This window comes from Paenibacillus thermoaerophilus, from assembly GCF_005938195.1.
In the GTDB taxonomy this organism is placed as follows: Bacteria; Bacillota; Bacilli; order Paenibacillales; family Reconciliibacillaceae; genus Paenibacillus_W; species Paenibacillus_W thermoaerophilus.
In genome coordinates, this window is the sequence record NZ_VCQZ01000030.1 from 1 (window position 1) to 15,095 (window position 15,095).

At 60.8% G+C, this 15,095-nt stretch carries 10 protein-coding genes; 8 read left to right on the forward strand and 2 right to left on the reverse strand.

Annotated elements, in window-relative coordinates:
* From FE781_RS15715 to FE781_RS15725, 3 genes are all read left to right on the forward strand, one after another.
* Positions 1-1,922: dynamin family protein (locus tag FE781_RS15715; protein ID WP_211346384.1), on the forward strand; the 1,922-nt coding region annotated here is incomplete at its 5' end.
* A 561-nt stretch (positions 1,923-2,483) separates the two neighbouring features.
* Positions 2,484-4,265 (forward strand): ABC transporter ATP-binding protein, encoded by a 1,782-nt coding sequence (locus FE781_RS15720; protein ID WP_138790569.1) that lies wholly within the window; start codon positions 2,484-2,486, stop codon positions 4,263-4,265.
* Positions 4,266-6,083: an ABC transporter ATP-binding protein gene (locus tag FE781_RS15725; RefSeq protein ID WP_138790570.1), complete on the forward strand. Its 1,818-nt coding sequence runs from the start codon at positions 4,266-4,268 to the stop codon at positions 6,081-6,083.
* A gap of 87 nt (positions 6,084-6,170) precedes the next feature.
* Here the strand turns inward: FE781_RS15725 and FE781_RS15730 are convergent, their stop codons facing one another.
* On the reverse strand, positions 6,171-7,178 hold the full coding sequence (locus FE781_RS15730; protein WP_246068208.1) for a polysaccharide deacetylase family protein: 1,008 nt from the start codon (positions 7,176-7,178) through the stop codon (positions 6,171-6,173).
* Between the two features lie 145 nt (positions 7,179-7,323).
* Here FE781_RS15730 and FE781_RS15735 point away from each other — a divergent pair, with 145 nt between their 5' ends.
* From FE781_RS15735 to gyrA, 5 genes are all read left to right on the forward strand, one after another.
* Entirely contained in the window at positions 7,324-8,127 is an 804-nt protein-coding gene (locus tag FE781_RS15735; protein ID WP_170209566.1) for a GDSL-type esterase/lipase family protein, read from the forward strand.
* 13 nt (positions 8,128-8,140) lie between these two features.
* Positions 8,141-9,178: an ABC transporter ATP-binding protein gene (locus tag FE781_RS15740; protein ID WP_138790572.1), complete on the forward strand. Its 1,038-nt coding sequence runs from the start codon at positions 8,141-8,143 to the stop codon at positions 9,176-9,178.
* Positions 9,171-10,163 (forward strand): ABC transporter permease, encoded by a 993-nt coding sequence (locus tag FE781_RS15745; RefSeq protein WP_138790573.1) that lies wholly within the window; start codon positions 9,171-9,173, stop codon positions 10,161-10,163. Before FE781_RS15740 ends, FE781_RS15745 begins: the two co-directional genes overlap by 8 nt.
* 66 nt (positions 10,164-10,229) lie before the next feature.
* Positions 10,230-12,206 carry a DNA topoisomerase IV subunit B gene (gene parE, locus FE781_RS15750; protein ID WP_138790574.1) on the forward strand — a complete coding sequence of 659 codons (1,977 nt, stop codon included), beginning with the start codon at positions 10,230-10,232 and terminating at the stop codon, positions 12,204-12,206.
* Between the two features lie 54 nt (positions 12,207-12,260).
* Complete coding sequence (gene gyrA / locus FE781_RS15755) at positions 12,261-14,708, forward strand: DNA gyrase subunit A (RefSeq protein ID WP_138790575.1); 2,448 nt, start codon at positions 12,261-12,263, stop codon at positions 14,706-14,708.
* Positions 14,709-14,725: 17 nt separating this feature from the next.
* Here the strand turns inward: gyrA and FE781_RS15760 are convergent, their stop codons facing one another.
* Positions 14,726-14,914, reverse strand: coding sequence for a hypothetical protein (locus tag FE781_RS15760; protein ID WP_138790576.1), 189 nt, complete (start codon positions 14,912-14,914; stop codon positions 14,726-14,728).
* Positions 14,915-15,095: the final 181 nt, after the last annotated feature.

Genomic DNA, 15,095 nt, shown 5'->3' on the forward strand with positions numbered 1-15,095 from the left:
CAGCGGCGCCGCGCGAGCGCCTGGCCGCGATGGCGGCGCGGCTGCGCGCGGCGGCGGAGGCCGCCGACGCGGTGCCGGCGCTGGCGGCCAGCGCCCGGGCGCTGCGCGAGAAGGCGGCGCGGCTCGCGGCGAGCCGCTTCACCATCTCGCTGTTCGGGGCGTTCAGCGCCGGCAAATCGTCGTTCGCGAACGCGCTGGTGGGGGAACGGGTTCTGCCCGTATCGCCCAATCCGACAACGGCCGCGATCAACCGGATTGTGCCGTCGACGCCGGAATGGCCTCACGGCACGGCCCGCGTCAAGATGAAGAGCGAACAAGCGATCCGCGACGATATCGCGTATTCGTTGGCCGCGCTCGGGCTGGAGCCGAAGCCGGGCGACGGAGCGCTCGACCAGATCCGCAAGCTGAAGCCCGCCGACGTGCCGCCCAAGGGCAAGCCGCATTACGCGTTCCTGCAGTCGGTGCTGGCCGGCTGGAACGACGCGATTCCGCATGCGGGCGCGGAGCTTCGGGCGACGATGGAGCAATTTCGCGAATACGTCGCGGTCGAAAGCAAGTCGTGTTTCGTCGAATGGATTGAGCTGCATTACGATTCGGCGCTCGCGGAGCAGGGCATCGTGCTGGTCGATACGCCGGGAGCGGATTCGATCAACGCCCGGCATACGGGAGTCGCGTTTAATTATATCCGCAATGCGGACGCCATTTTATTCGTTACGTATTACAATCACGCTTTCTCGCAAGCCGACCGCGAATTTTTGATGCAACTGGGGCGGGTCAAGGACAGCTTCGCTCTCGATAAAATGTTTTTTATCGTCAATGCCGCCGATCTCGCTTCCTCGCCGGAGGAATTGGCAGGCGTGGTGCGCCATGTCGAATCCAACCTGCTGCCGTTCGGCATCCGCAATCCGCGGATTTATCCGGTGTCGAGCCTGCAGGCGGTGGAAGGAAAGCTGGAGGGGAACGGCGCGAAGCTGTCCGGCTCCGGACTGACCGCGTTCGAATCCGATTTTATGCGGTTTGCGTCGACCGAACTCGCCGATCTGGCGGTGCGGTCGGCCGAAGACGAGCTGAGGCGCGTTCACGACACCGTGCGGGATTGGCTCGCCGAAGCGAAGCAGGATGCGGGCGAACGCCAGCGCAAGCTGCAGCGGCTGGAGACGCAGGCGGGCGAAGCGTTGGCGGCGCTCGAAGCTTCCGTCGGCCTCCGCGCCGACCTGGAGCAGCTTGACAAAGAAATCGGCGAGCTGTTGTACCATGTCAAGCAGCGAACCGCCTACCGGTATGGCGACTGGTTTACGATGGCCTTTAACGCTTCGACGATCCGGGAAGACGCCGGAGGCGTCCGGCGGACGCTGCGGGCGGCGGGCGCCGAGCTGCAGCGGCTTGTCTCGTACCAGCTCTCGCAGGAGGTGCTGGCGACGACGCTCCGGCTGGAGCGCACGCTCGGCAAGCTCGGCGAGGACCGGTTCGCCCGCTGGGCGGCGGAGCTGAAGCGCTCGGTGGACGGCTGGCAGCCGCCTGCCATGCCGGAAGCTTCGTTCCGCACGCCGGAGGTCGAGGAGCAACTGTCGGACGTCGCCGCCCTTGCCGACGAGCGTTGGCTGTCGGGCTTCTACAAGAGCAGCAAGCAATTTTTCGAGGGACGGGGCCGCGAGGAGCTGCGGGCCGCCCTGGAGCCGAAGCTTGCCGAGGCGGTTGCGGCGTACCTCGACCGGCAGTCGGCGATGCTGTCCGCCGCTTACGGCGAGCAGTATGCCGCTTGGATCGCCGAACAAACCGCCGCGCTGAAGGACGCCGTCGCCGCGCACCGGGACGGGCGCAAGGCGGCGCTGTCCGACGATGCCGGCATCACCGGCATGGAAAAGGCGCTTGAAGCGCTGCGGGAGCTGCTGAACTCAAGCGCCGCGGGAGCCGCGGGCTGAAACCGGCGGTTGGCCTGGATTCGCCGATGCCCGGCTGAGCGAGCGGGATATGCTTACAGGCATCGGGCGGACGGCCGGCTGAGCGGATGGGATAAGCTTACAAGCGTCTCCGGAACGCCGGCTGACACGCCCGACCGGAGGCGGCAAAACACGGTTAACAACCTGTTCAAACGCAAGGGGCGGACCCGAATCCGCCCCTTTTTTTCGTGGCCGCGCTTCACCCTCCGCTCCCGATCCGCGCCCCCAGCCGTATCCTCGCAGCCGTCAACGGCTTACACCCTTCATTCCGCCACCCCAAGGCATTCCCGCGCTGCCCGGCCGGAATCGACCACTATATTCGAACGTTCCGGACCATACTCTGATCGTTGCGAGATGATTGCCCTCTAAAACGGGAGATTCGTGAAGATTAAGCCGGATAAAGGGGGTATTTACCGATAACCCCCGGATATCCGGGTAAATACGGCCTACAGCGGGATAATCCCGATTGCCGCTGGAAAAGTCAGGTGTTAAACTTCATAGAAGTTTCACAATTGACGGGTGCGGAGAGAGGGAGAGAAAACCGTGCAGGTGCTGAGAAGTTTGAAGGAGTATTACTGGTCCCACCGGATGCTGTTGTTCGGATCGCTGGCGTTCCTGCTGATGGCCACCATGCTTGGTTTGGTGTATCCGCAATTGCTCCGGATTCTGATCGACGACGTGATCAAGGGCGAGAAATTCGAGCTGGTGCCGAAGCTGGCGCTTACAGCCGTCGGCGTCATCGCCGTCAAAGCTTCCTGTCAATATATCCACGGGCTGATGGGCAGCCGGCTGGGCAACCGGGTCGCGTACAATCTTCGCAATGCGCTGTACGAGAAGCTTCAATATTTATCGTTCCAATATTACGACAAGGCCAAGACGGGCGACCTGATGTCCCGGCTGACCGGCGATCTCGACGGTCTGCGCAATTTTGTCGCCTTCGGTTTTTCGCAGTTGTGCAACATGATCCTGATGCTGATCGCCGGAGCCGCCGTCATGTTCTACATGAACTGGAAGCTCACGCTGATCACGTTCGCGGCGATGCCGCTGCTCGCCTGGACGGCGCTGAAGTTCGAGCGGAATATTCATCCGGCGTTCCGGACGATCCGCAAAGCGATGAGCTCGCTGACGACGGCGGTGCAGGAAAACATCAACGGCGTGCGAACCGTGAAAGCGTTTGCCCGCGAGCCGCATGAGGTGGAGAAGTTTTCCCGCCGCAGCGAGGAATACCGTCAGGCGCATATCGACATGGCGTATACCTGGGCCCGCTATTTTCCGCTGATGGAGCTGCTGGCGAACGCTTCCGTCGTTATCCTGATCCTGGCCGGCGGCCTGATGGTCATCGGCGGTTCGCTCAAGCTGGGCGAGCTCGGCGCGTTCCTGAGCATGATTTGGTATATTATCGCGCCGATGAGAGATATCGGCTTTCATATCAACAACTATACGCAGTCCAAGGCTTCCGGCGAACGCGTGATCGAAGTGCTGAACCAGTACGTGCACGTCAAAAACAAAGAAAATGCCGTCAAGCTGAAGCCGGAGGAAGTGAAAGGCCATGTCGTATTCGAAGACGTGACGTTTGCCTACCCGGACAAACCGCCGGCGCTGGAACGGCTGTCGCTGGATGCGAAGCCCGGATCGGTCATCGGTCTGCTCGGTCCGACGGGCGCCGGCAAGTCGACCGTCATTCAACTGCTGATGCGGGCGTACAACGTGAAGCAGGGACGCATCCTGCTGGACGGACAGGACATCCGCGACCTGGACGTGCAGTCCCTGCGCAGCCAGATCGCGGTCGTGTTTCAGGAGACGTTCCTGTTCTCGTCGACGATCCGCAACAATATCGCCTACGGGGTGAACGGAGCGACGGACGCGGATGTGGAGCGTGCGGCCCGGTTGGCGCAGGCGCACGACTTCATCAGCGAGCTGCCGGACGGCTACGATACGATCGTCGGCGAGCGGGGCTTGGGACTGTCCGGCGGCCAGAAGCAGCGGATCGCCATCGCCCGCGCGATCCTGCGGAATCCCGCGATTCTGATCCTCGACGATTCGACCAGCGCCGTCGACATGGAGACCGAGCACGAGATTCAAACGGCGCTGCGGGAAGTGATGAAAGGGCGCACGACGTTTGTAATCGCCCACCGCATCTCTTCATTGAAAGACGCCGACGAGATCATTGTGCTGGACAAGGGACGGGTGGTGCAGCGCGGCCGGCATGAGGAGCTTGTCCGCCAACCCGGCCTGTACCGCCAGACGTATCGGATTCAATATGCGGACCATCCGGATTTGCCGCGCGCGGATTCCGACCTGCACGGCGAGAGGAGGAGAGCCTAGATGCAAGCGCCAGCCAAGGAACAGAACCGCTCCCGCTTTTATTATGCGGACGACGATCTGATCGAAAAGCCGTTTAACTGGGCGCAGATCGCCCGGTTGGGCCGATATTTGAAGCCTTACCGCAAGCAGTTGATTCCGGTGTTGTTCGCCGTGCTGCTGGCTACGGCCGCGAGGCTGCTCATTCCGTTTATCCTCGGATGGGCGATCGACAACGCCATGGACGGAGGCCGTCCGGACTGGCTGTTTTACTGCGCGGGCGCGATCCTGGCGCTGTTCGTTCTCCAGTGGTGGGCGAACCGCTACCGCATCCGCTATATGAACACGATCGGACAAAACGTGATCTACGATCTGCGCGCCGAGCTGTTCAAGCATATTCAGCAGTTGTCGTTCCGCTTTTTCGACAAACGGCCGGCCGGCTCGATCCTCGTACGGATCACGAACGACGTCAACGCGATGCAGGAGCTGTTCACCAACGGCGTCATCAACCTGATTATCGATATGGTGCAGTTGGTCGGCATCGTCGCTCTGCTGCTGGTGCTCAACTTCAAGCTCGGACTTGCGGTGATGATTACCGTGCCGATCATGTTTGTCGCCTCGACGACGCTGCGCAAGCGCATCCGCCAAGGCTGGCAAGCGGTGCGGATCAACCAGTCGCGGATCAACTCGCATCTGGCCGAGAGCATTCAGGGCATCCGCGTCACGCAGGCGTTTACGCAAGAGCGCGAGAACATGGAATTTTTCGACGGGATGAACAAGCGGAACCTGCGCTCCTGGAACAAGGCTTCCGCTCTCAACCAGAGCCTCGGTCCGGTGATCGAGCTGACGTCCGCCTTCGGCACGTGTATCCTGTTCTGGTACGGCTCGCATCTGATCCAAAGCGGCGAATTGACCGTCGGCATGCTGTTCGCGTTCGCGAACTATATCGGGAACTTCTGGGAGCCGATCAACCGGCTCGGCCAATTGTATTCCCAACTGCTGATCGCGATGGCGTCCAGCGAACGGATCTTCGAATTTTTCGACGAGACGCCGACCGTCTCCGAGAAGCCGGATGCGAAGGAGCTGCCGCCGGTTCGCGGGGATATCCGGTTCGAGAATCTCGTCTTCGAATACGAAAAGGGCCGCCCGGCGCTTCGCGGCATCCATCTCGACGTGAAGGCCGGACAATCGATCGCGCTGGTCGGGCACACCGGCTCGGGCAAGAGCACCATCATCAATCTGCTGTGCCGGTTTTACGATCCGGTCCAGGGAAGGGTGACGGTCGACGGTTACGACCTGCGGGACGTCACGCTGCAGAGCCTGCGGTCGCAGATCGGCATCGTGCTGCAGGATACGTTTATCTTCTCGGGGACGATCCGCGACAACATCCGTTACGGCCGGCTGGATGCGAGCGACGAGGAAGTCGAGGCGGCGGCCAAAGCCGTGCATGCCCACGATTTCATCATGGCGTTGCCCAACGGCTACGATACCGAGGTGGAGGAACGGGGCAGCCTGTTGTCGATGGGACAGCGGCAGTTGCTTTCGTTCGCGAGAGCGCTGCTGGCCGATCCGCGCATCTTGATTCTCGACGAAGCGACGGCCAGCATCGACACCGAGACCGAAGTCCGCATCCAGGAAGCGCTGAAGACGCTGCTGCTGGGCCGCACGTCGTTTATCATCGCCCACCGGCTGTCGACGATCCGCAACGCGGACCGCATCGTGGTGCTGGATCACGGGCGGCTGATGGAAGCCGGCACGCACGACGAGCTGATGCTGCGGGACAACGGCATCTACCACGGGCTGATCGAAGCGCAATACAGGTTTTTGCAAGACGCGGGCTGATGCTGCCGCCCGACAAAAAACAACCCGACAAAAACAACCTCCGGAAGCGCCTGAGCGCCGATCCGGAGGTTGTTTTCATGTGCTGCGTTATCGGGAAGCGGTCGTCTCGATCATCTCGGGAATCGTGACGAACTGGTAGCCGTCTTGGCGGAGCATCGGGATCAGCCGGTCGAGCGCCTCCACCATGCCGGACAAATCTTCGGTCCAATGGCCGCCGCTGTGCATCAGCACGATACCGCCGGGAGAGACGTCCTTCATCACGTTGGCGATGCAGGTTTCGGCGGGAATCTGCTTCCAATCGAGCGAATCGACCGACCAGCCGATAACGTTGTACTTCATCCGGCCGAGCTCCTGCAGGATCTCGTCCGTCAGGCCGCCGTACGGCGCGCGGAACAGCTTCGGCTTGTAACCGACCGCCTCCTCGATAACCCGGTCGGTCTCCGTCGCTTCCCAACGCAGCCGGTCGAGGCTCTCGCTGTACAGCTTCGGATGCCAGAACGTATGGTTGCCGATGACGTGGCCTTCGTCCGCCACCCGCTTGGCGACATCGCTGTGGGCTTGCACGCGGGACCCGATCATGAAGAAGGTCGCCTTGACCCCGTGTTTTTTCAACACTTCCAGCACTTGCGGCGTAAACCGCCGGTCCGGCCCGTCGTCGAACGTCAACGCGAGCTGGCGTTTGTCCCCGCTGCCTTTCATCACGAGGACGGACGGGTATTTGCGCTGCAGCGCCTGGTTGGAGGCGGGTTTCGCTTTTGCCGCCGGCGCCACGCCCGCCGCGCGTATGGCCGAATCCTCGAGCAGCGCTTCTTCGCCGTCGGGCGTAAGCTTCAAATTGTCGGTCGTTTCCGACGAGAACGCAGCCGTCGGCATGAGCCCGCCGGCCGGCGTCGTCTCATCGCGCCGGTCTGGAGGCGGGGCCGACGGAACTTTGCCGGCCAATCCCGGCGGCGAATTGATCATCTCCTTGAAATTTTGCTGCTGCTGCGCGGTATTCGTTCCATTCCTCTGACACCCGGCCAAGCCGGAAAAGGCCGCAAGCAGGGCAATTCCGGCAATCCCCAGCCGTTTTGTCCAATCATGCCGATTCCTCATGCCATTCAACCTCCGTTTCTATATGGGATAGTATGCGCATCCGTCCGACAAAACTTGCCCGCCTGTCCGAATGCCGGAAATTTGCAAATATCGGCCCGAACCTTTACTCTAATTTTAGAAATCGGCTTCGGCAGGAGGGACAATGTTGAGAACGTCAAGATGGATCTGGGGCGTGGTCGGCACACTGTCGCTGGCTGCCACCGTTCTGCTGATCGCCGGGTTCGGACTGGCCGTGCGGGATGTGCTGCGGCCTCAGCCCGGCGGATTCGAATCGCTCAAGCCGGTTCCGTCGCCGAACGACCCGCTGTCGGACGATGTCGTCGAGATCGTCGCCTTCGGGGATTCGCTGACGGTCGGAACGGGCGATACCACCGGCAAAGGTTACGTGCTGAATCTGAAGGAGCAGTTGGAGCAGGAAACCGGCAAAACGGTCCGCGTTCTGGGCAATTACGCGCAGGACGGATTCAAGACGGACGATATGCGCAAGCGGCTCGACTCGATCGGCGAAATTCGCCGTTCCGTCGCCCAAGCCGATCTGATCGTCTTCACGATCGGCGGCAACGACTTGTTCGGCCTTGCGCGGAACTTGAACTTTTTCGAGGACACGTTCGACTTCGGCAAGCTGGAGGAGCGGATGCCGGAGGCGCTTGACCGGTTCGACGGCATCCTGAAGTCGTTTGCCGAGTGGAATCCCCGGGCGACGGTCGTCTATGTCGGCTTGTTCAACCCGTTCCGTGACACGGACGATTCGGGTTTGGCCGGCAAGGGAGTAGCCCTGTGGAACGCCAAGGCGTTGGAACGGGCCTCCTCGTATCCGAATACGATCGTCGTGCCTACCTACGACCTGTTTCAGTTGAACTTCGACCAATATATGTCGCAGGATCATTTTCACCCGAACGGAGACGGCTACCGGGAAATCGCCCGCCGCATCGTCCAATCGCTGAAATAAAGGGGGAGCGTCCATGACTGCGATCACAGAACCCGCCGGTTCCCCGGTTTTGTCCCGGGAGACGGAAACCGGCCAAGCCTCCGACGGCCGGCAACGCCGCAAGCCGCCCGCCGACGCGGAAGTGGTGCTTTCCGTTCGGAACGTCACCAAACAAATCGGCAACCGGCTTATCATCAAGGGCATATCCTTCGACGTCCGGGCAGGCGAAATATTCGGCTTCCTCGGTCCGAACGGGTCGGGCAAGACGACGACGATCCGCATGCTCGTCGACCTGATCCGTCCGACTTCGGGCAGCATTCTCGTCTGCGGGCGCGACGTGCACCGGGAGCATGACGAAGCGCTGCGGCATGTCGGGTGCATCGTGGAAAATCCGGAGCTGTACGGATATATGACCGGCTGGCAAAATCTCGAGCATTTCGCGCGTATGCTTCCCGGCGTCGATACGGCCCGAATCGAAGAAGTCGTCGGCATCGTCGGGCTGGACCGGCGCATTCACGACAAAGTCAAAACGTATTCGCTCGGCATGCGCCAGAGGCTCGGCATCGCCCAAGCGCTGCTCGGCCGGCCGAAGCTGCTGATTCTCGACGAGCCGACAAACGGGCTGGACCCGCTGGGCATCAAGGAAATGCGGGAGTTTATCCGCAGGCTGGCGGCGGACGGGCTCAGCCTGTTTGTCTCCAGCCATCTGCTGAGCGAGATTCAGCAGATGTGCGACCGGGTGGCGATCATCAGCCACGGGAAGGTTTTGGCCGTTGGCGAAGTGGACGAGCTCCTGCGCGCGCAAGGCGTCACCGTCGTCTGGACCGTCGCCCCGGCCGACCGGGCTCGGGAGCTGCTGGCCTCGGAGGGATATGCGGCGGCCGTCGACGGTCCGGCGGGCGGAGACGGGCAACGGGCCGTCCGCCTGCTCACGAAAATGCCCGAAGAAGCGGTGTCCGGCATCAATCGGCGGCTCGTATCGGCCGGCGTCTCCGTATCCGCCATCGAAGTCCGGCATCCCACGCTGGAGGAGCTGTTCCTCGGCATGACGGAGGGAGAGAACATTGAGTAGAATGCTGCCGCTGGTGCAGAACGAAGTGTTGAAGATTATCCGCAAAAAGCGCTTTTACGTGGTGCTGTTGATTCTGATTGCGCTGATTCCGATGTTCACTTACGCGCAAATGCGTCAGGCGCAGCAGTTCCAGAAGCAAGCGGGAACAAGCGACTGGCGGGCCGAACTGACGCAGCGGATCGCCGACTACGAGCGCACGCTCGGCAGCTCCCGCGTCCCGGAGGAATGGAAAAAGTGGCGCAAAATCCAGATTCAAAAAGACGAATACCATTTGGAAAATAATGTTAATCCTAACGAGGTAAGCGGATTGGTGTTCACGCAGCGGTTCATGGAAAACGCCATCGGCCTGTTTATTCCGCTGATGGTCATGGTGATCGCATCGGATCTCGTGTCCGGGGAGCATACGGCAGGCACGATCAAATTGTTGCTGACGCGTCCCGTCCGCCGCTGGCGCATCTTGACAAGCAAATTGATCGCGCTTATTCTATTTACCTCGCTGATCGTGCTTGCGACCGCCGTGTTCAGCTATCTGATCTCCGGTCTCGTGTTCGGATACGGGGGATGGGACTTGCCGATCTTCAGCGGCTTCCGGATCAACGGCTCCACCGTCGACTTTACGCACGTGCACGTCCTGCCTCTGTGGCAATATTTGCTGATGGAGATGGGACTCGTCTGGTTTGCGGCTTTGGTCGTAGGTATTTTGTCCTTGATGGTGTCTGTCCTCGTCCGCAGCACGGCGGCGGGCATGGGCGTGATGCTGGCGGTGCTTATCGCCGGGTCGATTCTCGCGAACATGGCGTCTTCGTGGACGAGCGCCAAATACTTCTTCATGGTCAATCTGCAACTGACGGACTATTTGTCGGGCAGCGTGCCGCCGATCGAAGGCATGACGCTGCCGTTCTCGCTGACCGTGCTTGCGTTGACGGCCGCGGCCGCTCTGGTCGTATCGTATGTAACGTTTACGAAAAAAGATGTATTGAACTAGCCGGGTTCAATGTTATAATGCAAAACAGCAAGATTTGTTGGGGAATGAAGGAAATGGGGGGGCATGATGGCGGAACAGCTAGAGTTGTTTGCCAACCGCGAAAGCGATCATCCGTCGAATTATGACGCGGACGATATCCAGGTTCTGGAAGGTCTGGTGGCCGTCCGCAAGCGGCCGGGCATGTACATCGGCAGCACCAGCGCGTCCGGTCTGCACCACCTCGTCTGGGAAATCGTCGACAACGCGGTGGATGAGCATCTCGCGAAATTTTGCAGCGCCATCGACGTGACGGTACATAAGGATCACTCGATCAGCGTACGCGACAACGGCCGGGGCATTCCGGTCTCCATGCATAAACTGGGCATTCCGACGCCGCAGGTCGTCTATACGATCCTGCATGCCGGCGGCAAGTTCGGCGGGTCGGGCTACAAAAAATCGGGCGGCCTGCACGGCGTCGGCGCTTCCGTCACCAACGCGCTGTCCGAATGGCTCGTCGTCGAAATTCACCGCGAAGGCAAAATTCACCGGATGCGGTTCGAAAGCTGGGTCGATGAGGACGGCAAGGAGCACGTCGGCGAGCCGGTCACGGGCCTGGAGGTCGTCGGAAAAACGAACAGAACCGGCACGACGGTGACGTTCAAGCCCGATATCAAGGTGTTCCAGGGCGGCATCGCCGTCCATTACGACGTGCTGGCCGAGCGGCTTCAGGAGATCGCGTTCCTGAACTCCGGGCTGAGAGTTACGCTGAACGACGAACGGTCGGGCAAGCAGGACGTGTTCCACTATGAAGGCGGCGCCAGCGAATTCGTCCGGTTTCTGAACGAAGGCAAGTCCGTCCTGCACGATGTCGTGCATTTTTACGGGGAGCGGGACGACATCGAGGTCGAGATCGCCCTCCAGTACAACGACGGCTATACCGAGACGATCGCCTCGTTCGTCAACTCCATCCCGACCCGGGGCGGCGGCACGCACGAGACGGGCTTCAAAACCGCGTTTACGCGCGTCATGAACGAATATGCCCGCAAAAGCTCCATTCTCAAGGAGAAGGACAAAAATCTCGAAGGCGTCGATCTCCGCGAAGGCATGATGGCCGTTATCAACGTCAAAATGTCCGAGGTCGAGTTCGTCGGCCAGACGAAGGACCAGCTCGGCAGCGCGTCGGCCCGCGGCGCGGTGGACGCGGTGGTCGCCGAGAAGATGGCCGAGTTTCTGGAGGAAAATCCGCAGGTTGCGCAAATGCTGCTGAAAAAAGCCGTTCAGGCGGCAAAAGCGCGCGAAGCGGCGCGCAAAGCCCGTGAGGAAGTGCGCAGCGGCAAAAAAGGCAAAGGCGAAAGCTCGAACCTCGGCGGCAAGCTGACGCCGGCGCAGTCGAAGGACGCAAAAAGCAACGAGCTGTTTATCGTGGAAGGGGACTCCGCGGGAGGCTCCGCAAAGCAAGGGCGCGATTCGCGCCACCAGGCGATTTTGCCGCTCAAGGGCAAGCCGATGAACCCCGAGAAGGCGAAGCTGGCGGACATCCTGAAAAACGACGAGTACCGCGCCATCATCGCGGCGATCGGCGCCGGGGTCGGCTCCGAATTCGACGCCGAGGAGAGCAACTACGGCAAAATTATTGTGATGACCGACGCGGATACGGACGGCGCGCATATCCAGGTGCTGCTGCTTACGTTTTTCTACCGCTACATGAAGCCGCTGATCGATGCCGGACGCGTCTACATCGCCCAGCCGCCGCTGTACAAAGTGACCAAAAAATCCGGCAAACAGACGGAATCCCGGTACATCTTCACCGAGGACGGGCTGGAAGCCGCGATCAAGGCGATGGGCAAAAATGTGGAGGTGCAGCGTTACAAAGGGTTGGGCGAGATGAACCCCGACCAGTTGTGGGAGACGACGATGAACCCGGCGACCCGCACGCTGCTGCAGGTGCAGATCGAGGATGCGGCCAAGGCGGAGCGGCGCGTCTCCACACTGATGGGAGACAAGGTCGATCCGCGCAAGCGCTGGATCATCGAGAACGTCGACTTTACCGAATACGAGGAATAAACCCCGAGGAGTCGCCCCTGCGGGGCGGTTCCCGTTGGATGGAGGTAGCCCGATTTGAGCGCAACGGAGCAGTTTTTGCCCGCCTTTCTCGAAGAAGTGGTGGGCGACCGGTTCGGCCGGTACTCCAAATATATCATCCAGGACCGCGCGATCCCGGACGTTCGGGACGGTCTCAAGCCCGTTCAGCGGCGCATTTTGTATGCGATGTACGAATCGGGCAACACGCCGGACAAGCCGTACCGCAAGTCCGCGAAGACCGTCGGCGACGTGATGGGGAACTATCATCCGCACGGCGACGCCTCGATTTACGACGGCATGGTGCGAATGGCGCAGCCGTGGAAGATGGCGCATACGCTGATCGACGGCCACGGCAACTGGGGGTCGCTTGACGACGATCCTCCGGCGGCCATGCGGTACACCGAAGCGCGCCTGTCGGAGATTGCGCTGGAGCTGCTGCGCGACATCGACAAGCGAACGGTTCAGTTCCGCGACAACTTCGACAATACGGCCAAGGAGCCTTCGGTGTTGCCGTCGCGTTACCCGAACCTGCTCGTCAACGGGGTCAGCGGCATCTCGGCCGGCTTCGCGACGGAGATTCCGCCGCATAACCTGCGCGAGGTGATCGACGCCTGCGTCGCGATGATCGATCGGCCGGACATAACGGTGGAGGAACTGATGGACATCGTGCGCGGCCCCGACTTCCCGACCGGCGGCATCATCATGGGCGAGGAAGGCATCCGCGAAGCATACCGCACCGGCAAAGGGCGCATCTATATCCGCGCCCGCACGGCGATCGAGGACTTGCGCGGCGGCAAGCAGCAGATCGTGATTACGGAGATCCCGTATCAGGTCGTCAAGGTGAAGCTCGTCACCGCGATCGAGCAGATTCGGCTGGACCGCAAGGTCGAAGGCATCGCGGAGGTGCGCGACGAGAGCGGCCGGGACGGCTTGCGCATCGTCGTGGAGCTGAAGAAGGACGCGGACGCGCAAGGGATTCTCGCGTATTTGCTGAAGAAAACCGATCTGCAGGTCGCCTACAACTTCAATATGGTCGCGATCGTCAACAAGGCGCCCCAGCAGTTGGGCTTGCGCGGCTTGCTGGAAGCTTATCTCGATCACCAGCGCGAAGTCGTGCGGAACCGTTCACAGTACGAGCTGGATAAAGCGCAAGACCGCGCCCACGTCCTGGAAGGCCTCGTCAAGGCGCTGAACGTGCTGGACGAAGTGATCGCGGTGATCAAGGCGTCCAAAAACAGGCAGGACGCGCAGAACAACCTCGTGGCGCGATTCGGCTTCACCGAGCGCCAGGCGGACGCGATTCTCGTGCTGCAGCTCTACCGGCTGACCAATCTGGAGATTACGGCTCTGGAGAAAGAGCTGGCGGACGTCAACAAAACGATCGCTTATCTCGAAGGCATTCTCGCCAGCGAGAAAAAGCTGCTCGGGGTCATCAAGAAGGAACTGCTCGAGATTCGCGACAAGTTCGGCATCGACCGGCGCTCGGACATCCAGGGCGAGGTGGAGGAACTGAAGGTCAATCTTGAGGTCATGGTGACTGCCGAGGACGTGATCGTCACGCTGTCCAACGACGGCTACATCAAACGAACCAGCATGCTGTCGTACACCCGGTCCGGCGGCGAAGTCGGCAGCGCCGGCGTGAAGGAAGGCGACTATATCCGGACGCTGCTGCAGGTCAATACGCTGGACAACCTGCTGCTGTTCACGCAGAAGGGGCAATATTTCCTGCTGCCCGTGCATCAGGTTCCCGAGTACAAGTGGAAGGAGAACGGCACGGCGCTGGTTAACGTCGTGCCGGCCGCGAAGGACGACGTGATCGTAAGCGTCCTGCCGGTGCGGGAATTCGACCAGCCGGGCAAATCGCTTGTATTCGTCACCCGCAAAGGGCAGGTCAAGCGCACCGAGCTCAAGGAATACGCGACGACCCGGTCGACGGCGATCACGGCGGTGAAGGTGGCCGAGGGAGACGAGGTGGTCCGCGTGCAGTTGAGCGACGGCATGAAGGAAATTTTGCTCGTGTCCAAGCAAGGGATGAGCATCCGGTTCAGCGAATCGGAGGTCAACCCGATGGGCCGCTCGGCCGGCGGCGTCCGCGGCATGCAGCTCAAAGAGGACGACGAGATCGTATCGGCCGAATGGGTGGAAGGCGACGAAGGCGAGATTCTTGTCGTCTCGGACAAAGGGTATGTGAAAAGCTCCCTGCTGCTCGATTATCCGGTTCAGGGACGCGGCGGCAAAGGCGTGGCCACGTTTGAATTCAAGGAAGGAAAACGCGTGAAGAGCAACGGTTCGGGGCTTGTCCGGGCTTTCTTCGTGAAGCAGACGGTGACGCTGACGGCTTGTTTGTCGGACGGCTCGTTCGTGACGTTCGATTCGGATCAGGCGCCGATCGAGGACCGGCGCTCCGTCGGCAAGGCGATCGTTCCGGTGGCCAAGGAAGAAAGCGTGCGGGAAGTGATCCGAGCGATCTCGCTTGAGCTCTGATTCCTGCTGACGGTCGGTCAGTCGTAAGAGCCGCAGGGCGGATCATCCAGTTGCTGCTTGAGGGCAAGCAGCAGTTCCAATACGACCCACACGGGCATCGGTTCGTTGAGCCGGTCCGCCCAGTGTGGGTCTTTTACGATTCCGGCGGAAATCGCCCGGCGAAGCACCTTTTCCTTATGTTCCTGCGTGATGAGATTCGGATCCATGGAGCAGCACCTCTTTCGACAGCAGCGTATTTTTCTGTTGCCAGTATATGTGGGCCAATGTCGGGGTGTTCCGCATTTCCTCGATTGATGTCTTAAAATATTAACGGCCTTAACCTTTAATTCGAGTTTGAAGGGATGTTATAATCGATGCAAAGCTTGGGAAAAAAGGGAGGATAACGAA

Bases quoted from the DNA above. Each gene is read 5' to 3' on its own strand.
- FE781_RS15725 (WP_138790570.1), top strand. From the start codon at position 4,266: ATGCAAGCGCCAGCCAAGGAACAGAACCGCTCCCGCTTTTATTATGCG.
- FE781_RS15730 (WP_246068208.1), bottom strand. From the start codon at position 7,178: ATGAGGAATCGGCATGATTGGACAAAACGGCTGGGGATTGCCGGAATT.
- FE781_RS15740 (WP_138790572.1), top strand. From the start codon at position 8,141: ATGACTGCGATCACAGAACCCGCCGGTTCCCCGGTTTTGTCCCGGGAG.
- parE (WP_138790574.1), top strand. From the start codon at position 10,230: ATGGCGGAACAGCTAGAGTTGTTTGCCAACCGCGAAAGCGATCATCCG.
- FE781_RS15760 (WP_138790576.1), bottom strand. From the start codon at position 14,914: ATGGATCCGAATCTCATCACGCAGGAACATAAGGAAAAGGTGCTTCGC.